Annotated in this window: 9 protein-coding genes and 4 pseudogenes; all 13 read right to left on the reverse strand. The window is 62.2% G+C overall.

The window, feature by feature from the left end; genetic code table 11:
- Positions 1-106: 106 nt before the first annotated feature.
- Positions 107-2,011 carry a DUF1998 domain-containing protein gene (gene drmB / locus CWC60_RS10635; protein WP_109793986.1) on the reverse strand — a complete coding sequence of 635 codons (1,905 nt, stop codon included), beginning with the start codon at positions 2,009-2,011 and terminating at the stop codon, positions 107-109.
- Positions 2,008-5,490, reverse strand: coding sequence for a DISARM system helicase DrmA (drmA, locus tag CWC60_RS10640; RefSeq protein WP_109793987.1), 3,483 nt, complete (start codon positions 5,488-5,490; stop codon positions 2,008-2,010). Before drmA ends, drmB begins: the two co-directional genes overlap by 4 nt.
- Entirely contained in the window at positions 5,487-9,557 is a 4,071-nt protein-coding gene (locus CWC60_RS10645; protein ID WP_109793988.1) for an Eco57I restriction-modification methylase domain-containing protein, read from the reverse strand. The genes drmA and CWC60_RS10645 overlap by 4 nt, the downstream gene beginning before the upstream one ends.
- A 5-nt stretch (positions 9,558-9,562) precedes the next feature.
- Positions 9,563-12,778 (reverse strand): DISARM system SNF2-like helicase DrmD, encoded by a 3,216-nt coding sequence (drmD, locus tag CWC60_RS10650; protein WP_109793989.1) that lies wholly within the window; start codon positions 12,776-12,778, stop codon positions 9,563-9,565.
- Between the two features lie 105 nt (positions 12,779-12,883).
- Positions 12,884-13,027 (reverse strand): annotated as a pseudogene (locus CWC60_RS24325) (ATP-binding protein); the annotation flags it as partial.
- Between the two features lie 162 nt (positions 13,028-13,189).
- Positions 13,190-14,407: an ATP-binding protein gene (locus CWC60_RS10655; RefSeq protein WP_109793990.1), complete on the reverse strand. Its 1,218-nt coding sequence runs from the start codon at positions 14,405-14,407 to the stop codon at positions 13,190-13,192.
- Between the two features lie 3 nt (positions 14,408-14,410).
- Positions 14,411-17,107, reverse strand: coding sequence for a TrlF family AAA-like ATPase (locus CWC60_RS10660; protein ID WP_109793991.1), 2,697 nt, complete (start codon positions 17,105-17,107; stop codon positions 14,411-14,413).
- A 34-nt stretch (positions 17,108-17,141) separates the two neighbouring features.
- Positions 17,142-17,312 carry a ribbon-helix-helix domain-containing protein gene (locus CWC60_RS10665; RefSeq protein ID WP_109793994.1) on the reverse strand — a complete coding sequence of 57 codons (171 nt, stop codon included), beginning with the start codon at positions 17,310-17,312 and terminating at the stop codon, positions 17,142-17,144.
- Positions 17,313-17,804: 492 nt separating this feature from the next.
- A pseudogene (locus tag CWC60_RS24380) lies at positions 17,805-17,996 on the reverse strand (DNA polymerase beta superfamily protein); the annotation flags it as partial.
- 107 nt (positions 17,997-18,103) lie between these two features.
- Entirely contained in the window at positions 18,104-19,273 is a 1,170-nt protein-coding gene (locus CWC60_RS10675) for a hypothetical protein (RefSeq protein WP_125182764.1), read from the reverse strand.
- 39 nt (positions 19,274-19,312) lie between these two features.
- Positions 19,313-19,666 (reverse strand): hypothetical protein, encoded by a 354-nt coding sequence (locus CWC60_RS23250; RefSeq protein WP_125182765.1) that lies wholly within the window; start codon positions 19,664-19,666, stop codon positions 19,313-19,315.
- A 126-nt stretch (positions 19,667-19,792) separates the two neighbouring features.
- Positions 19,793-19,942: pseudogene (locus tag CWC60_RS24385) on the reverse strand (IS6 family transposase); the annotation flags it as partial.
- A 568-nt stretch (positions 19,943-20,510) separates the two neighbouring features.
- Positions 20,511-20,693 (reverse strand): annotated as a pseudogene (locus tag CWC60_RS10685) (IS630 family transposase); the annotation flags it as partial.

The following is a 20,693-nucleotide window of genomic DNA, read 5'->3' on the forward strand; positions in this document are numbered from 1 at the left end:
TTGGCGGTCAAGCCGACGCGGCCGTATCAACAACGGTCGGGAGAGAACCAGACCCTCAACAGCGTTACCTATAAACGCGCACTCGAAGGGGAGCAGATCATTTAATTTACTCGACCAGCAACCTTCGATCGAGAAGCATATTGCGAAACTCACAGCTCGTTTCGGCGGTGAGCAGGCAGCCGTGACAGGCAGCGCCGTTTAGCATCGATCCGTCGAGAGAGGGGTCGGGGTCGCTGTCGCCGCAGATAGGATCGTTGGAGCAGAGCTCCTGCAGCGCGATGGCCCTGTGTATCAGATGAGAGAGGTTGGGCGCCTGCGCGACCAGGCCGCCCAGTGAGCCCTGAGTACCTGCCCCGGCGGTGTAGATGAGAATGCCGCATCGGATCGCCTTGTCGCTCCCCTTCACGCCGGGCAATGCATAGATCCGTTCCTTCAGCGAGGTCGACGGATAGCCGCAATCGAGAGCGATCTCATGCATCAGTGCATGCGACAGGCTATGGAGATAGACGTAGGCGGGGCCGGGGAAGGCCAGGGAGCTCTGAAACCGCTTCGTCCAGTCTTTATAGGCGCCCTGCATCTTGTCTATGCGGTCCGCGTGCTGCTTCTCGTCGAGCAGGTTTGCAAGCTGGCTCTCATCGAACTGGATGAATACGCCTTCGCCGCGCTGTTCGATCGCGGGCAGCCATTCCAGATCCGACCCCAACGGAGCGCCTTCGACGGCGAGGAGCACTTCTTCCAGGTCGCCATCGGCCTGCACGGGCGCTGGTTCAAGGCGCGTAAAGCCATAGAGACATTGCACCTCGCGAAGGCGGCGGACGGCGACGACGCTCTTGATCAGCTTCTCATGCGGCACGTGCGCACTGTCTCCGACGCGCCAGTCGGCGTCAGGGAGTGTTTCCGCGTAGAGCCTCGAATCAACCTGATCGCTGCCAATGAAGCGGTCACCGGATGAAAGGACATCGAATTCTTCGACCTTCGGGGAGACGCGTCCCGCGGAAGCCTTCCCGCCATCGGGCTTCGACTGATCGATGACGCGGCGGACGCGCTCAAAGACCTCTTCCTCGCTGTAGCCCCCGAATTCCCTGGCGAGCGGCTTGTCCGCCTTGAACACGATCTTCACTTCAGCCGGAGAATCCAGCGCGTCCAATCTGTCCAGATACTTACGGACCAGTTCGGTCAGGTGATCTTCGCTCGATGGCAGTGAAATCAATGACGCGAGCTGAGGGAAATAGGCATTGGTCGCGCCGCGGGTCAGAAAGCGGAGATTTTCGCTGCAATTGGCTGGCTGGTTGCCAGCGCCGAGCCAGGGCTGCCTACCCTGACATGTGCTGAGACGCCCAGGTGCGAACAGATCCTCAAGCTCAATGCTTTGGCCGCACTCACAGGTGATCCGGACGTCGCGCGGGTCTGCACTTGTGCCGTTGTCGATGAGCCACATCGGCGCTTTGCATGTCACGCCGCCGTGCACCAGCCAGCGCCAGTCGAGATCCTGAAGATGCCCCTTCTTGCAGGCGCCCACGAAACGGATCGGTGAGACGTTCTGCGCCTTGCCGTCCCCCTTGTACTTGCCGCTTACCGGGTCGATCTCGCGCCAGGTTACCAGTCGCCGGCGGGAGCCAGCGGCTTCGTCGTCACTCTCCTTTGAGCTATCGGCGGTTGTGACAGATGTACCGCCAGCGCTTGTTGAAGCGCTTGCTGTCGGCCGCGGGTCGCAGACGAACCAGGTGGGGAAGATCAGCGCGGCTACGTCGCCGTCGTCTGACGCTCGCTGCTCATCAACCACGGGCGGCCGTTTGAGCGTCAGGTGCCGATCGTCGGGGAAGCGGCCGCTGGCCTTCAGTTCGCGGTCCATCAACTCCCGGAGCCGGGGTTCCGTCACCGTTTCGAGACGCGCAATGTTGTACCAAAGATCCAGCCCGCCAATGACAACGGACCGGTTGGGGAGGTCGACCATCGCGCCGGGGCCGAAGGTCGTGATCAGCTGGCTGAGCCGCAGGGCGTCCGTGCTCATGGCGAATTCCTTTTGGTCTGCAGCGCGCCGCCATAGGGATTGACGACGCGCAGGGAGACCGTCGGTTCAACGTCCCGCATCGATCGGTTGGCGACAAAGACCTGATGTTTCGGGTCGAGCCCGCTCAGCTCGGTGTCCAGCGGACCGTTGAGCAGTCCGAGCGCACCGCGCTTCTTGTAGCCAAACCTCGACCCGCCCGCTGTGACGGCGTCTGCTGTATCCACCCAGTTGTCGAGCAATTGCTCGATGTTTGATTTCAGCGTGGTTATGGCGCTCGCCGACAGGAGATGGGACGCGCGCCCGACGATGAGGTCGATCGCTTGCTGGCGGACCGCGGAGTTGCCGGCGAGTTGCTCGACGCCCTCTTCGGGGGTCAGGCTAGGATCGAGATGGCGCACCAGCCCGACGACGAGAGCCGCCAGGGCGCGGTCGATGGCGCCGTCCGCCCACGGGGTGACGCTGGTCGCCTCGACCGCCCTGTAGAACGTCTCGTGGAAGTAACGGAAGCGCTCGTAGTGCGCGCGGTCGCGCGGCTTGTGGACGTTGAGCACGGCGATGACAAGGCCCGGACGATTGGAATCGCGCCCGACGCGGCTGGTCGCCTGAATGTACTCCGCGGCGGTCTTGGGCTGTCCCTGGACGAGCATCAGGCCGAGCCGGGAGATGTCCAGGCCCACCGAAATCATGTTCGTCGCCATTGCGACGTCGGCTGCCGCCTTTTCGCCGGCCGGCGTCTCCAGCCGGCGCTTCGCCTCCGCGACTTCGTCGGTCGAGATTCGTGAGGTCAGTTCCAGCGGCCAGCCGATCTGACGGTCACGAAAGGGCTGGCCGGCTGGCGCGAGCCGGTAGCGTTCGTGACCGTAGCGGCGCAGTCGGTCGGCGACCTCGTCCTCGACGATTCGGCGGGCGCCGCCGAGTTCCCGCAGCGCGTTGAAATAGCAGAGCGCGGTCATATATGGGTCGGCCGGGTTTGGCGTAGTGCCGGCATTGTCTTCGAACGCTGCGTTGGCGGCGGCTGCGATGGTTGTCAGCGCGCGGAGGAAGACGAGCTTCGGACCCCGGCCAAGGGCGGCCAGCCCGAGGTAGAGCCGCGCTGGCTCCTCTGACGCTGGCCGGGTCGCGGCGAAGAAGCTGTCCTGCCGCCGGATACCAGGCGGCGGGAACATGGCCGTCTCGGCACGGTCGAACAGCGCCGTGATCTGGTTGTCCGCACGCCGGACGGTCGCCGTCGACGCGACGATCTTCGGCCGCACGCGCTTGCCGTTGACAACACGCGAACAGAGACCGTCGATCGCCGCTTCGTAGAGTCCGGCGACCGTACCCAGCGGCCCGGAGATCAGATGCAGCTCGTCCTGGACGATCAGCTCCGGCGGGTCGAGAGTGTAGCCGTCCTGAAAGCGATGGCCGACGCCCGGTTCGGCCGCGCCATAGAACCCGACATCGGTCTCGAAGCGGTCGACATGACCGAAGTATGCGCCCGTTCGGCCTTCCCAAGGCAGGCCGGCGAACTTGTCGATGGTCGCGATCAGGAACGCCGGGAGGCGGCGGTAGATCTCGTCATCAACCGTCAGCACCGGAAGAGGGCGGTCGCCCGTGAAGGCGCAGTCGATGTTCTGGCAGACCAGAAGCATGCGCGTCGGCGCGGTGGAGTTCGGGTGCATGTGAAAGGTGTCGCGCCCGAAGGGATGACCGCACCACGGACAGGCGCGGATAGGCGCCGGGGCGTCCCGCCCGCCCTTGAAGTGGCGAACGCGGGTCACGGCGGTATCGTCGCCGGTATTGCCCTTGCCGCCCAGCCGGTTTGGCGACGCCTTGGAGCCGATCCAGAGCCCGATCTCGATCGGCCAGTCTCCCAGCAGGCGACGGCCCTTCTCGTCTTTCCAGCCGCTCTCCTCCCGCATGAGTTCGAGCGCGCAGATGACGCCGGCGGCGCGGCTCAGCTGGTCAAGGGTCAGCAGTCGGAGGGTGTAGCGCATGACAATGCTGACGCCGGCCCCGAGTACGCCGCCGGCGCCGAGACGCCGGGCGGCAATGGCATAGGCGGCGAGACCCAGATAGGCCTCGGTCTTACCGCCGCCTGTCGGGAAGAACAGCAGGTCGACGAGCTCACGGTCCGCATGCAGCCGGTCGCCGAGCCCGTTCAGGTTAAGCAGGATGAAGGCGAGCTGAAAGGGCCGCCAGGTGGGCGGGTCGACGTCCTCGGGATTCTTGCCCTGCTCCTGCGCGAAGCGCTGCCGGGCCGCGCGCTCGATCGCTTCGTTCATGGCCAGGAACGCCTGCCGGGCGCGGTTGTTGGTTGCGAGCTGCTCGATCCCTTCGGCGATGCGATCACGGGCGCGTTCCTGGCCATCGATCAGCTCCCGTGCTGTCCGTTCGCGCTCAGGCAGGCTCGTGAACCCGGGCAGGAGCCCGCGTTGCCCCTCAATCCAGGCCGTGTATCTCTCGGGGAAATCGCCCAGCGCCGTGCGGATGGTCTCTGCGCCTTCGGCGGCGGCCTTGGCCAGAGCCGACATCTCGAAGGCGACGCCGTCGATCTTCTCTGGCGCGACGCGCTCCACTTCCGCCGTTGGTAGCGGTTCGGTCCAGATGCGGCGAACGACTCCGTCCTCATCGGGCTCGAAGGCGGCCGAAGTATTGCGGCCGGCGGCGTAGTTGGCGATGTCCGCGTAGTGCAGGTCGTAAACCCGCAGGTCGTGCTCATCCGAGCCGTAGCCAGTGACGTCGGTACTGTCGGCGAAGCCATCCTCGCAGCTCAGGGTCATCCTGACCTGGAAAGCGTAGGACAGATCGGCATAGGCGCGGGTGTGCACGGCCGCCCGACGGTTGACGACAAAGACCGAGAGCGACCAGCCGGGCATCTCGCCGCCCGGCCGCGGCAGGTGCGTAGGCTTGGCGACGACGTAGATCTCGAGGGCGCCTCCCTTCCGTCCCGTCGCGACGCTATCGGGCAGGGCGAGGGTCCGGCTGCCATTCTGGACGTCGATGCTGAGCCGGCTTTCGCGCGGCATGCGCTCCCACTCCAGCTTGGGCCGGCGAGTCGACGGCTCCTCCTCGCCATCCAGAATGGCGTCAGGGGGCGCGGGGTGAGCGACGTAGTCTCCCCACTCGACCAGCACCTCGACAGTCTTGGCGTGTTCCGGAAGCGCTGTTGTCAGGCCGAGCGAGGTCGGCAGGATCCGCCGCGGCGCGACGGTGTCGCGGCCGCTCTCGCCCTCGTCCTCCCCGCCGCCGGCGATGGCCGTGTTCTCGGCCTCCTCGATCTGGGAAAGGTCCTCCTGGAATGCTGGATCGTCATCGTCCTCGGCAGCCATTGGCGACTCAGGCGCTGGCGCGATCCAGCCAGTCAGATACCAGTGCGAGGGGGCTTCTTTGAGCCGCTCCTGCGCGTAAGGGGCGTCGTCCGGGATCGGGTAGGGCCCGGCCAGGTCGCGGCGGAACTTGGTCACTATGTCCTGGCGGATGTCGACCGAGTTCGTCATGTGTCGTCCTCCAGCCCGATCTCATATTGCTGCGCCTGGCCGAGGTCGAACTCTGACTGCTTCGGCTTCCGCCTGCGTTTCGGCGTGTGCCCACCGGCCGCTTTCATCTCCGCCGCTTCGCGCTCTTCCCCCAGCGCCCGCTCGCGGTTCAGGTCCAGCAGTCGCGCCAGAACTTCGTCGCGGAACGTCGCAGGCCAGAACAGTCGGCCCTGGTAGGCGAAGTCGAGCTCGTTCTCTTCACCGAGGAAGATCGGGTTGGCGCGGTCCGCAAGGTCATCCCAGCCATAGGCCCGCAACACCGCACAGTCCATTTCGTGGTGCAGACGGCGAAGCTCGTCGATGTCTGGGGTGCTGCAAGACGGGTCGTGAAAGCGATTGTAGGTCGGTGTCATGCCCTGATCGGTGCGGACCATAAGGTCGGCACGGAATTCGTGATAATCACAGCCTGAAGACTCAAGAAGTGCGCCGCTGGCGTCGTCTCTCGGGAACGGGAATGTCGCGAAGCAGTCTGATGGTGCGTAGCGAAGGTCATCCTTCATCGAGGATGAGAAAGTTCGAGCCCAGATTTCATGAATTCGTGATTGCAATATAGTAAAAGAAGAGAATTTATCGTCAATAAAAACTACACAAGACTCTGCTGGAAGAACGTCTGAGGGTCTTCGGGCGACCGACAACATAGGCGAAACTCTGGATATACATAGAAAATTAGCTATGCCCAGTCTGAAATTTTCTAATTCCCGCCGTCGTTCGGCAAATCGCCACCAGAATTTTCTATAATTCTTTCTTTTATCCTTTCGCCTAGACGGCTTCACGAGGTCGGTAATAATTTTCAGAAGATCGGGCCAGTCTTCAGCGACAGGATCCGCATAGTCAATTGGGACGATACCCTCTCTGAGCCATTCATTTCGTTGCTTTGTTGGAGCTGTAAACCATGCAGCCAACTTCGGATCGCGGAATAGAGGGAAATCTTCAAAATCGATTACATAACGGCGATGCTGGTGACGGGGGTCGTTGTTGATCTCTTCGCCTCCGATGTACCGCTTTATGCGTTCGGCATTGCGCGGGTCACGAGAGATCAAATTCTCCATTTCTGAAATGGGGTTTGCGGTACCTTTTTCGGCCGCTTTATCATCAAACGTGAATCCCATTCCCAAAATATAATGCCCAATGAACGCCATATTTTCGTTGTTTTTTAGGGAAGTTGGGCTTTTATCATGTTCATTATCAACCAAAAAAGCTGAAATTCGCTGTGAAATAAGGTTGTCTATTTTGATCTCAAATGCGATGTTCTCGAATTCGCTTTTCGTGACATGGACTGTAGACACCACAACTGCTGCCTCGCCGGGCCACTTCAGCCGCCGTGTTGCCCGATAAATCGCGCCGCCCTCCTGAATAATGCGCAGTAGACCGCTCTCACGTGTGTCGCCCTGAGCGATCGTGTTCGATGCGATCAGTCCAAAGGTGCCGCCTTTACGCAGCAGTCGATAGGCGCGCCTGAAGAAGTGCGCGACCAGATCGGCGTTGCCATGGCTGCCGGGATGGGCGTGCTTGAGCCAGTCTCCGTAGTTGGCGTGATTGCGCGCGGCGACCGTGTTCTTGCCGGCGAAAGGCGGGTTGCCCACAAAAGCGTCAAAGCCCCGATTCTCACGGTCGAAGACTTCCGGGAACTCGATCTCCCAGTGGAACGGCCTGACCTTGCGTTCTTCAGCCGCCATCGCGGCGAGATGCGGGCGAAGCAGGTCGAGGACCTCCGACTGGTCGCGGAAGGTCGTCTCCGTCAGCCGGACCTGCAATTCGTCCAGCGCGTGCTTCCGGGCGCGGGCTTTGTCATTGAGGAAGAAGGTGGACAGGATGGCGTCCCCAAGACGCCTGACGAAGTCGGCAAAGGTCTCGGCCGCCCGGTGCCGGGTGAGCTGGGCGCCCAGTCTCTCGTCTTCCGGGGCTTCCCGGATGTCGGTTCGCTGGGCCGAGACCCGTTTCAAAGCCTCGTCGACGACGGTGCGGAAAAGCGGCTTGCCGGCGTCCGCATCCGCCCAGGTGAGATCGACGATCTGTTCGCGTGTCAGGCCGACCAGACTGTCGCCGCTCTTGATGGCATGATCGAGGAAGGTGAACTCGTGATCACGGGCCAGTGTCGCCAGCCAGAGCGAAAGGCGCCCGAGGTCGGCGGCCATCGGATTGATGTCGACCCCGTAGAGACAGCGCTGGGCGACGAGACGGCGGGCCAGCAGGTCCTCGTCCTCGTCTTCGGGCAATGCCGGCCTGGTGCCGGGGTGTTTGGTCCATGCAAGGACCAGTCGCGCCGCGAGCGCGCGGCAGGCTTCGACCAGGAACGCACCCGAACCCATGGCGGGGTCACAGACCTTGATGTCGAGCACCTCCTCGGGCGTCGCGTCGTCTCCGATCCGCATGAAAATCGGTTCCAGGGCCTGCCGGACGATCGGCTCGGTCAGGCTGCGCGGCGTGTAGTGAGAGCCGGTCGCCCGCCGTTCGTCCGTCGGCTGCAGGATTGGCGTGCCCGGCGGGGCGGGATGCTTGCCGGGCGAGCCGCGCTCGTCGACGATGCCGTCGAGAGCGGACGTCAGCTCCTCTACGGACCTGGCCGCCTTGATGGCGTCTTCCTGTTTCTTCGTGAGACTCGCGCGGTCATGCTCCTCCTTGAGCCGCTTGCGCCGGTCGGCCGGCTTCGCGTCGAGAAACCCCTCGAGATCGACATAGACGGGGACGCGGCTGTTCTTGCCGGCCCGGATGGCGAGGGCAGCGCCGCGCGTGCGCTCGACCTTGAAACCCATCACCGTTTCGTAGACGGAGCCGATCTGCTCGACATCGAGCGCCTTGTAGGAGAGCCTCTCACCGTCGAGCATCATCAGCCCGTCGAGGATGCGCAGTATGCATCCGTCCGTCACCGGGAGGACGCACGGCTCGTCGGATGCATTCCGCCGGCCCTCGAGGAACTGGTAGCGGTCCGGATCGAAGAGCTGGCCGCCGCGGCCGCGGATCCATCCGCTGCCGTGACCGCCGTGGATCAGCCGGAACAGCGCCAGCAGACGTCCCCAGGCGCCGCGGCGCTCATCCATCGTGTCGGGATTGACAGCCTGATCCTCGAGCAGCCGGTCGTAGAGCCCGCGGATCGAGTAGTGGGCGTCGTAGAGCTCCCGGCTCCTGGCGTCCGTTGCAGAGGGCAGGAGCTCGCGATCCTCGGCGAACAGTGTGAAGACGAGCCGCATCATCACCGTCAGCAGGCCGCCATAGAGTTCCTGCGGCTGTCTTGCAGCGAGATCGTCGATCAGATTCCTTCCGTCCTCCTGCGCTCGCAGGCCGCGGAGCAGTTCGTGCAGCGCGCCCAGCACCTGCCCTGACAGGGCGATGGAGACCGACGCCTGCGCCTCCCGGCTGCGGTCGAGCAGGGCAGGGAGTCGGCGTTCCGTCGGATCGGTGAAGAGCCGCGGACGGCCCAGCATCAGCTTCAGCCCGCCCAGCATCGCGCGCCCGGCGACCGAGGTCAGGTCATGGATCGGCCAGCCGATCCAGCCGGCGGTCTCCCCACCGGGGGCGTGGACAACGCGGATCTGCTTGTCCGTCACTAGAACGCCGCGGAATACCTTGCTCTCGCGCAGCAGCCGCTCGAAGCGCTGCTGCGGCGTCGCCTCCCATCCCTGCAAAGCGCCTCGGCGGTCGGGATCGATGCCTCTGTCCTCGATCCGAACCAGCAGCTGGATCGTGTCGGGATCTTCCCGTTCCTGAACCGCCCAGGTCGCGGAGAGGGTCGTTTCCAGTTCCGGAAGACTGATGGTCGCCAGCTCGGGCAGGGCGGGACCTCCGGGCGCTCCGGCGACGCGGCCCTCCGGCCATTGGAGAACCGTATTGAAGAAAGCCCAAGGGTCGGGCAGAGCGGGTTCGTCGCGGTCGACGGCGATGAGCTCGGCCGCCTCCGCGGTGTCCACCCGAGTCTGGCGTACCGGGATGATGTCGAGATCGCCAAGCACCTGCCGGGAGACGACAAGGCCAACGTTCTCGACATGGTCGAGCCATTCGAAGCGGGGGTCTTCCTTCTTCTCCTGCACCATCGAATTCACCCCGTACCCGGCCAGAGATAGACGACGCCCACCGGCTCAAGCCTTTGCGCGCGGACCTCGTAGGATTCGCGCAAACGCGCCGGTTCCTCGGCGATCTCGCGTTCCAGCTCCGTCAGTCGCCTTTGCCAGTGCCGCTGGTCGGCACGCGCCTGCTCGACCTCATCGTCGCCGAAGTCGAGCATCATCTGTTTAAGCGCCGGGTCATTGATACGCTTCTCGATACGCTCACGTTGCTGCTCCAGCAGCATTCTCAGCGTCTCCGCCTCACCCTCGCCAACCGCCTCGAGGTCTCGTTCTGCCCGATCCGCGTGCTCGGCCGCCCGGCGCTCGAACTCCCCCCGCAGATCTGCGACGTCGGACTGGGCCCCGCCAATCAGCCGGTCGACGACATTCTGCGGCACCGGATGAGCCTGACGGAGCGCCGCTTCAAGTTCCTCGAACGACACGTTGGCGGCGTCACCCTTCTCCGCGAGGGGCCGAAGCGGTCGTCGCTCGCGGTCGGCTTCACGCCAGACGGCGGCGACCGGGATGATCACCTCATGCAGCCGGCTCGCGCCAGGACCGAAAAGAGACAGACGGCCGACGAGGATGACCCTTGGCTGCGATCCAGGCCCCTGGACTACACAGGCGCGCTGAAGGCCGCCCCGGAAGCCTTGGGAAATGAAGCGCGACAGGAGACGGCGAACAAGCCGGTGTTCGAGGTGCACCTGAACGACGTGCGGCGCATCCCGGCCGTCTTCCAGGATGGCGGGTTCGAAAGCGATGCGCCGCGGCGGCGCGGTTCGTCGCCATTCGTTCAGCGACTCTCCCGGCCGTCTCGGGCGTTCACGCAGTTCGTCGAAGATCGGCAGCCATGAATGATCGTTGGCAAACGCACGGTCGGACGGTTCAAGCGAGAAAGTGCGCGTCGGTCCGACCGTTTCTGCGCCGTGCGTATCGAGCGGTGTCTGCATGCTCTCCAGGGCGACGCCGATGACCTGTTGGAGGTCGTCGGACCCGACACCGAACCTCTTGCGCGACTCATCCAGAACCCGCCGTATTCGATCGATCTCTGCCCTGAGATCCTGACGGCGCTTTTCTGTACCTTCGTCGATTTCGTCCCGGGCACGTGCAACGAACTCGTCATCGTCGTCGGAGTCCAGCTCATCGGTGAGCTTGTCGATTTCGTCGCGTGTGATGCCGCCTTCGGTCAGCCGTTTCGATATCCGCTGGTCGAGGACGTCACCGATAGCGCCGAGCTCCTCCCGTATCGTCTCCGTCTTCTCCACCAGAACCTGCAGCACCCGGTCGATCTCGCGCTGCGGATAGAGGAAATATCGGCAGTAGACCGCAGGCGCAGGTTGCAGCTTCCGATCGATACGGCCGTTTCGCTGCTCCAGGCGCGACGGGTTCCACGGCAGGTCAAAATGAAAAAGGTCGTAGCAATGCTGCTGGAGATTGATGCCCTCGCGTGCCGCGTCCGTGCAAATCAGGATGCGCACAGGATACTCGTCCGGATCGCTGTTGAATGCGTGTTTGACCTGCTCGCGCCGGTCGCTGCCGGTCGTGCCGGTGAAAGTGAGTATGCGGTCTTCGGGCTCCAGGTTGTCGAGCGCTTCGAGAAGCCGCGTCTCCAACCAGCGCCGGGTGTCCTCGAACTCGGTAAAGATGATGACCCGGCGTCTGTTCCAGGCTCCGTCTGTCACGAGGTTCTGACGAATCCAGTCGACGATGCTCCGGACCCGGGCATCAGGCTTGTGGAGATGCTTACCGGCGAGCGCCAGCATTCGGTCGACGAGCGTGATCTCGGCGTCGATCTCTTCGCTTTCAGCCCCTTCCGTCCCGCGGATCGATGCGGCTTCAGCGGCTGAGTTTTCCTCAGTCTCCAGTTGGTCGAGCAGCGTCTGTTCCGCCTGATCTTCCTCGTTCTCGTCGATCTCAGCCGCCCCGACCGCGAACTGCTCTGCGGCTTCCATGGGCGCCCGCAGGTCGCGTTCGCGCCAGCGCTCCATCGTTCGCCGGTGCACGCCGAGCGTCTTTTGGAACGCCGCGATGGAGGAGAGCAGGCGTTGCTGCAGCCCGGAATAGACGAGCTTCGCCTCGGCGCGCTGTCTGGGCGTCAGACGCGCGACCCGCCTGGACCGTAGCTCTCCGTATTCCAGCAGCATGTCCGAGAGCGCCAACTCCGGCGTGTCGGCCGGCAGACCGTCGAGGACGACCGGTTCGACCTTGCGGTCGGGAAACTTGATCCCGACGGCCCGAAGATCCGATTTCAGCCGCCGGACCATCACGGGCTCCAGGTCGCCCTTCCGGACAGGTACACCCCGCGTGAAGCGTTGAGGGTCAAGCATCTCGAGCAAGGCTGCAAAGCTGTTCGAGTGCCCGTTGTGCGGCGTTGCGGTGAGAAACAGCCGGTGTTCGAAGCGCGGGGCGAGGTCCCTCACTGCGCGCGTGAACTGGCTGTCGATGGCGTAGCGGGCGCCGCTGGCCGGGGCCGCATGATGAGCCTCGTCGAGGATCAACATGGATCGGGCGCGTGTCGTACCTAGGATCTCTCGCAGGCCTGACACGTAGGTCTCGTCGTTCAGAAGCCGATGGGAAAGAATGAAGAATGACCCCGTCGCCCAGGGATTGGCCTGAAAGCCGCGCCTGCGTCGCACCTGAGCCAGGTGCTCGCGATCGATGATGGTCGCCGAGATCCCGAACTTGCTGGCGAGTTCGTCCCGCCATTGCTGAGTCATCGACGGCGGCGCCGCAAAGACGGTGAAGTCGACGCGCCGGCGCAGAAGCATCTCGCGCAGGATCAGGCCCGCCTCGATGGTCTTGCCCAGGCCGACATCGTCCGCAACCAGGAGATTTACCCGCGGAAGCTGGAGCGCCTTGCGAAGCGGCGACAACTGATAGGGGTCAAGACGGATGCCGGCACGGAAGGGAGCCTGAAGAAGGCGTCGGTCCGCAGCAGTTGCCGTGTTCCAGCGCACGGTCCGCAGATAGGCCGTAAAGGCGTCAAGGGAATCGGAACCCTCCCTGGCGATCCGTTCCCAAGGTTCCTCCCGTTCCACTACGGGGGCGATTTCGGCGTCCCAGACCACCTCGGCTATCTCGCCCTGTGCGTCATCCTCGACGCATGCGAGTCTCAGTGTCGTCAGGCCATTGCCAATCGAAGACTGGCCCTCGGCCAGCCATCGACGACCGCGAAGAATGACGAACTCGCCGGGCTGCGGCAGCTGCATCGATACCCCTCCAAGCGCACCCGCAGGTTGCGATGCTTTCACCCGGATCACCAGCGGTCAACTCGGCGTGTTCGGGTAGGGGGCATGCTTGCGCCTGTCCGCGATCTACCGAAGCAGGGGAAATCTAGCGGAGATCTCAAGCTTCATATGATCCAATTTCCAGGGGGCGGAGCACTGCGCCTGCTTGAGACGGTAGCTTTCGCCGTTCATCTCAAGGATATGGACGTAATGCGTCAGCCGGTCGAGAAGTGGAGCAGGATTTTTGGCTAACTTATAAACGCGGACTCGAATGGGAGCAGGTCAGTGGTCGCCGAGGATGGTGGCGAGGTACAAGGCGAGAAAGGCTCCGACGCTATGGCGGCGGACGCATAGCAACTCCACACCGACCGTCACGCCGCCTTTTTACCCTGTTTATGCACCCGGCGCTTGCGCGAACAACCGGACAACGAAACGCTCGTCTTGTTCGACCAAGCCCGGTTCGGTGCCGTTGTGTTCTCTCATACCCCTGACGATTTTCCGGGGAATCCCCATCCCCATATGTTCCAGATACCGGTAGTCGCGCATCACGTCTTTCAATATCTGGTTTCGTGCCGCCCGCGTACCGGCGCGCATGCGGGCTGGCGTTATGCCGTTCGGCAGTCGGCCTGGCGAGACGATCTCCAGCCGGTCGCTGTAAACCGCCAACTCGATATCAGTGCTTGTGAGCAGGTAGTCGCGGTGAATGAGGGCGTTGACGATGCCCTCGCGAAGCGCATCGGGTGGATAGACTGGCCGTTCAACCCGTCTTCCGCCTTCGGCCTCGATGACCACGCGGGTGTTGCGTTGCACGAAATCGAGAGCCTGTTCGACAAGGCCGTTTTCCACGATGTCACCGCTTTCGCTCAATAGTGGCGTCATGGGGCCGCGAAGCGCCGTGCGCTCCTGCGCATCATAGTCCTGTTCCGTGCCGGAATATGCGACAGCATCTATCCCCGCATGAGGCAGAAACCTGTTCGGCGTTTTGCCGAACAGCAACATGCCACCGACGGTTACGCCTTCCTCGGTCATGATCTCGGTATTGATGAGAAGGGACTGCCACGCTTCCTCGTCTTCGTCGGCGGGCACATCCTGCTGGCGGATGTCGCCGAAATAATTTCGCAGGCGTCTCCGGTCGAGGTTCGCGAGCGTCGCGCCTGATACGGGCCGCAGTTCGGCCCGTATCGAACCCCTTTGCTGGAACAGACGTGCAAGTTCTTCCGGGCTTGCTTCCCGGCTCTGCGTGCCGACCCGCATCAAATATCTGTTGGTGTTGTTGTGCCAGAGCGCATGTACGTCGTATCCGCGCGTTACGCGGACGATGGCAACGTCGTTATTGTCTTCTACGTTGCGAACCACCTCGAAGAACGGAACGATTGCCGGTCTGATCTTGTCGCGGCATACACTCATGACCCATTCTTCGAGGTCTTGCCGCGTCAGGCCCGTGATCGTTCCGTCGTCTTCGACGCCGAGCAGCACCATGCCGCCTTCCAAGTTCGAGAAGGCGACCAGTTCCCTCGCAAGGTCCTGCGTGCGCAGGTGATCTCGTTTGAATTCCACACCGGAATTCTCGCCGTTCGCTATTATTTCCAGCAGTTCGGTCCGCGTCGTCATGCCTCAGAACCCGTACTTGGAGCGGCGCATCTCGAAAGCGGCCTTGCCGCCTTCGAGGATTTCCTCGACCAGTTCCCGCACGGGCTGCGAGTCGATGGAGCCCATATGTTCGGGCGCGATTCTCGCATGGCCTTCCCTGGCTTCGCCGGAAGCGGCGAGGCCGAGGATAAGTTCGGCGTCGCCGAGGACCGGGATATTGGCGTTGTGCGTCGAGAAGACGAACTGGCGGCGGCGCTTTTCCTGCCGCATGATCGGCACCACGCCCTCCGTAATGAAGCGGTTGTCGAGATCGTCTTCGGGCTGATCGACGACAAGCGGCGCTTCCGACTCAAGCAACAGGAGCAGCAGGACGGCGGTCGCCTTCTGCCCGGTCGAGAGCGCTTGCAGCGTTTGCCATGTGGCCGGTTCGCCGTCGGGAGCCGTGTTCAGCTCGATTTTGGTTGTCGCGGGCAGTTCCAGTTCCTCGATCCGCATGAACAGGTCGAGATTGGCCTGTGCGATCCGCTCGGCCGCGCCGGACGGCAGGTTGTAATGCTTCATGAGCGCTTCTTTGCCTTCCCGGCACCGCTGCGCCAATTCCGGCAGTGACAACTGCTCTTGCGCGCGCAGGCGCTCCAGCGCGGCGGCGAGATTGCCGCCGACCTCGCGCAGGAGCTGCTCCAGCGGCTCGCGGTTCCCGGCCATCGTGACCCTGACCTGCACCCGGTCGCGGAGCTTCCGGGACACCCGCTTCGCTGCGGTCTCGATGAGCCTGTATTCGGCGGCCTTGATGTCTTCCCACTCCGCCAGAAGGTTGCGGCGCTGCGCCTCGTGCGCTTTGAGATCGCGCTTGAGATTTTCCGTCTTCTCCTTCAGCGGGCGCAGTTCCTCGATCTGCTGGCGAAGCTTGATGAATTCCGCGCCGTCGATCTTCGACTTCTGGAGTTCGCGCAGGAGCTTTTCGTAAGTGTCCTCGATTGCGGACTTGCGCTCGTTCCAGCGTGGTTTCGTCTTCGCAATCGCGTGATCGGCTTCGCCAAGAGCCTTGCCGAACTGTTCGCCGACGGTTTCGAGATTCGTGCTCAGCGTGCCGAGGATTTTCTCGATTTCGGACAGGATGTCGGCATTTGGCAACCCTTCGAGGGCCTTGCTGGAGACGAACGCCGTATCGACGGGCAGTCCCTCCGTGAGTTCATTGTGAAGCGCGCGGTACTGGTCAAGCCGTTCGTCCAGGTTGGAGAACAGCCGTTCTTCTCGAATGAGCAGGCTCTTTTCTTTCAGCCGTTCTTCCAGCCCGGCCTGCTGGAATCGCTTCTGCGTTTCTTCTAGGCCCGGCAGCGCCGCAAGGCGTTCTTCGAGCCGCTGCATCTCGCGTCGCACATCAACGATGCGGCTGCGCGAGCGCTCCAGCTCCAGTCGGGTCTTCGATTTCCGTCCGGACAGGGACGGGTCCCGGTCAACGAACCGTTCCAGCAACAGGGTCAGCTTCTCCGGACTTTTCGTGAGTTCGGAGATTTCATGCTGGCCGAAGACTTCCACGCCGGGCATCACGTCGCGCGGCGATAACGTCAGGACTTCGCCAGCTTCGTCCTTGACGACCGGCGGATTCGGCACCGATCTTTCAATCGTGTAGCACCGCTCCGACGGCTTATGGGATCGCACGAGCAACGAGACCTTCGTCCCCGATTGCAGGACGTGGCGGATCACGCCGTCATGGGCCTTCTGGGCTTCGTCCCCAAGAGGGTCGAGGCCGAGCGCATAGCGTATGCTTTCGACCATCGTCGATTTGCCGGTGCCGCGTCCGCCGACCAGGACATTGAGGTTTTCGTTAAAATGCACGGCGGTATCGCGCAGGAACCCACCTTCCCAGGTCATCGCAAGGAATTCTGCATGGGATTCGGGCTTGGGATCGCTGTGCAGTCGGATACGGGAATCCGGATCGAGAAACGCCTGCCGGAACGCCTCGACCGAGACGGTGGACATCTTGATGAAGCACGAGGCGCCGTCCTTCTTCAGGTCCTCCGGGTCGTTCACGTCCGAAGCATTCAGAATCGCCGGGGTGCGGTCGCGCCTGTGCTGGGCGTCTTTGTTTTCGAGGATGGGCCTGATCCCGTCCGGCGCGTTGCTGACCGGACCCGGCAGCGCGCACGCAAGCAGATCGGGATTTTTCCAGACATTGATCCGCGATTGCCCTGAGAGCTTCTTCAGCAATCCGCCTTCGGAAGCCACATGCGCGGCGATGCACACCGCGCCCCAGGACTTCGCGCATTCCAGCAGTTCGATGGAATCCTTGCTGCCTGTCGGCGACGGCTGGTCGGTGTTGTGAATGCCGCATTCGCCGATGAAGCGCTCAAGGACATCGTCCTTGTCCGGGTCGAACAGGCACAGGAAATGAACGCCGTCTTTCGTGACGGCTTCGAACCCGCTGAACGCATGGAGCCCGGCGGTGCGCGCCGCGCGCACGAGGCTTGCCGAGTGCTTGACGCGGTAGTGATCCGTGACCGCAATGACCTCTATGCCAATTTCAAGGCAGGTTTCGATGATCGCCTTGTTGTAGTCGTCTTCCGACGTGAAGGCGGTCGTCTTGTTGTGTGTATCGAGATAGGCGAACGGATTCACCTGCAAGGCGCAGCGGTAGAACCGCGCGCCGTTCGGAAGATCCAGTGCGGCTTGCATGCGATCCGAAAGCGGACGTGCCAGACTCGTCGGTTCTGCGGTCATCTGCGGTCCTCCGTCAGGTTTACCGTGTCAAACCTCATTCCTGCTCCAAGTGTTCTTTTTGTTCGGCGACGTACCGCTCGACCGCGTCCCGGACAACCCAGGCCAGTGATACCTTCTTCTGCCTCGCGAGCTGTTCCAGAACCTCATAGATATCTGGTGGAAAGCTGATCGACGCCCGCACAGATGCCGCCCCTTCGGGTTTCATGTTTCGCCTGTCTCCCTTACGTCCGTCCATAGCACCACGGTCCCGGAGATGCCTTCACCAGATTACACCATGGTGGTGAACCATGACAGTCCCTGAAGCAGGTCATCGGCGCGTCCGGCAAGGCCGGTCAGGCTCTCGTGAACCGCGCCTGCGCCCGGTCGCGTCCATTCGGTGTCGATCCTTCGCGCAAGAGGACGCCGTCGCGCCCCGTATCTTTGTCTGACTCGCACTGATCCGGCGCGGCGGCCTTTCGCGTGCCTTATCCATCCAGCGGGTCACGCCCCGGCCTTTCATTACCGGCAGCCTGGGGTCGGCGGTCGTCGTCGCAAGCGGCATTTTTCCGTCGTCGAGCGATTTCGCGCCTTCGACAAAGTGATCAGGTCTCGCCTCAAATCCTGATCGCTGGTCGGAAGTCACTGAGTTCACGTTATCGCGCTCTCCCCGCCCGCGCCGTGCCGCGTCGAGCAGACGGCGATAGCCGTGCTCGATCCCGTCCGGTGGATACTCGATGACGTCGCGCTTCGGGAAGAGACTCAGGTAGTCGTCCCGGGGGCGGACATAGATGAAACGGCAGTCTTAGTCGCTGTCGGGGGAGGCGAAGCCCGAGCCGCGGCTGCCGCTCTCGATTGCCAGCAGGATGCGGACATTGTGGGTGGCTTCGACCTCGCGCAGTTTCGCGTCGATGCCGGCGACGACCGCCGGGTCGAAGCCCTATTGAAATAGCGGAAGGGATTGCGCATCGGTTCAGCCTATCGTGCCCGCGCGAATTTTTCTCTGGCAGCGCCAGCGAGCTACTTCAGGCCCTTGCTGCCATCGGCGATTATCCGAAAGACATGATCACCCTCAGTCCCGTAATGCGCGACGGCCGGGTTCTCCAATAGCCCAAGATACGTGTAGTCGTTCGAAACCAGCACGTTGGTCAGGTCGTATTTATCGGTTTTGCTCGATGCGCCTCCCAAATGCTTTGGCAAGAGACGAAAGCTGAGCAGGTCGTTTGGATCAGAGATCGCAACGACCTGGATCGGGCCCCGTCCCCGTCCGCTTTGAGTGCGCGAACTATCCAGGAATCTTGCGAAAGACGCGGCGGGACCGGAGGCGAGCAATGCGCTCTGGACCAAAGGCGCATTTCCCAGGCTCAGCAACGGTATCTGATTGGTGGCAAGGAAGATCGAGACGACATTCGACAAGCGTTGTTCAACAAACTTTTCTCTGCCGCCATCCAGTGCGACAAATGCGTCCATGAGAATGATCGATCCGAGGCTCTCCGGCATTAGGATGGTCGGATAAGTGCCTGCTCGGGCGGTGAGCGTCACGTCACGGCGGCACGGCACACGTACGTTTGGCTCGCCCGGGGGAAGCTGATCTCCGGTGTGGGTTGAGCCACCCAACAACTCGCAAGTTGCCTTGCGCATCGCGGCGCGAATGCTGTCTCCGTTGCGTCCGAGGTAGACCACGGCATCCGTGAAGCAGCGATTGATCAACTCGCTGCGGAGGGCCTGATTGTACTTCGCCCGCTTCGGCGAGCGGTAGTCCGCTCCATCAGGCTCTTCGCCCTCCCGATAGTTTTCGTATTCCAGTTCGTCGCGATAGGGGTCCACCGCGCGACCCCAGATAAAAAATGTTGCATCGACGCGCCCGTTCTCGGTGACCAGGGTCGCAACTTTGCTTTCCACGATTTTCCGGCCGTTGGCATCATAGTAGGTCTTCCCATCTGCAACGGCCGGTTCACTGGCCCCGAGGGCGCGCGCCATCGAGTTTGCCCGGCGAACCGCCCACCGGTAGCCATGGTTGTGAGAACACATGCCGTGGCTGAAAATCATCTGCACGGATTCGGTCGGTGAATTTTCGAGCGTCTGATTCACGCCCAGGAATGTATCGGCACGATCGGCTTGCGGCGGGTCGTACGGCTTCGAACAAGCTGCCAGCGCCGCGCAAAACAGAATCGCAAAAGATATTCTCATAACCGCTCCAACGGGTCTTTGGCTCGCCTGCAAACGCCATCAATTCGTTTGACTACTCCCATTTTGCGGCAATTCGAACAGTCGCCAACAGGTGAGCGAGGCGAGGGACGTTTTCTCGGGGGGAGAAAAGAGTGAAGACAGAAGCGAGGAGCGCGTGCCACTCTGTTCTAGCGAACATTTAAACCCCGTCGCCTGCGCCCTTGGACCGGGCGACGCGCCGGAATTGGCTTCGGAGATCGCCGCGCCGGAGACCATGCCCTCTGCCGCCTTATCCTCGCGCTCAATGACTTGTTCTGGATCGTTTATGCTAATCAGACGGACGCCGTCACCGAGGTTTACGTGGACTTCGTCCACGAAGGAGCAGCCTGACACCGCAACAGCGATGATGCTCATCTTAATCAAATGTCTCACGGATATCTGCCTGTAAATATTGTCCAGTATTCACCATTTAATCTTCCTGCCAAGATGATACGGTCACTGAAGTGATGCTCCAAGCGATTTCTGTCGCCGATCCTCGCGATCCAGGTGCCATCGCCACTGAATGTGCTTGTGAGCCTTCCTCTGCTGCCACTGTCGGAGTTCCGCGGCAAAGATCGGACCGAAGCGGTTCCACCAGAACCGGACGGTTGCATGGCTGACGTCGATGCCTCGCTCATGCAGCAGGTCCTCTGGTCTTGACCCTTCAAATTGGTCCGATCTGAATGCGAGTTTTCGGGCACACTTTGGAAGCCCAGCACATTCGCCCCGGTCGGCGATGATCGCCGGGATGGTCAGACCAAGATTAACTACTGGAGGGGCGGTTTGACGTGACCCCCAACTTTCATCCAGCCATAAGTAGAGTCCTCGGGTGATCTGCGTCACCGCGTCCTGTTTGAAATCGTCGCTGAAATTGCTTTTGCCCATCATCGCCTCCCAGCCTCAAAATTAGGGAAGAAGGCGTCTACGAATCTAGGGGCTATTCATCGTCGAATCTATGGGATTGGCTTAGGTTAGTGAACGTGCTCAAGGGATCATCAATCTTCGTCGGACGGGAAAAATGGCAAGCGAAAAAGTTGGACTTGCAAAGAGTATCATCGGCGGGTGGCTTCTCCATCATGACCAGAAGCTCCTGAGCAGCAAGACAGTTGAGTTCGAAAACATCGCGACCGCTGGACGATCGGCTCGCTTGCTCTCTGCCATATCCAAGGAAGACCAGTGGACCGTCGACAATGACAGGGTTATCGAACTCGGCCGCCAGCTAGTGGAGCGAATCTAACTCTTGGTGCCCGCGTTTGACGGCTTCGATGATCCTGTCGGGATCGGCGGTCCAGNCGAACGGCCTGGGCTCCTGGTTGTGCTCGGCGACGAAGCGATTGATGGCGGCCTGCAGGTCGACCAGCGAATGGAACACGCCGCGCTTCAGGCGACGCTTGCTGAGCCG

Origin of the sequence: Minwuia thermotolerans (assembly GCF_002924445.1) — a bacterium.
Lineage (GTDB): Bacteria > Pseudomonadota > Alphaproteobacteria > Minwuiales > Minwuiaceae > Minwuia > Minwuia thermotolerans.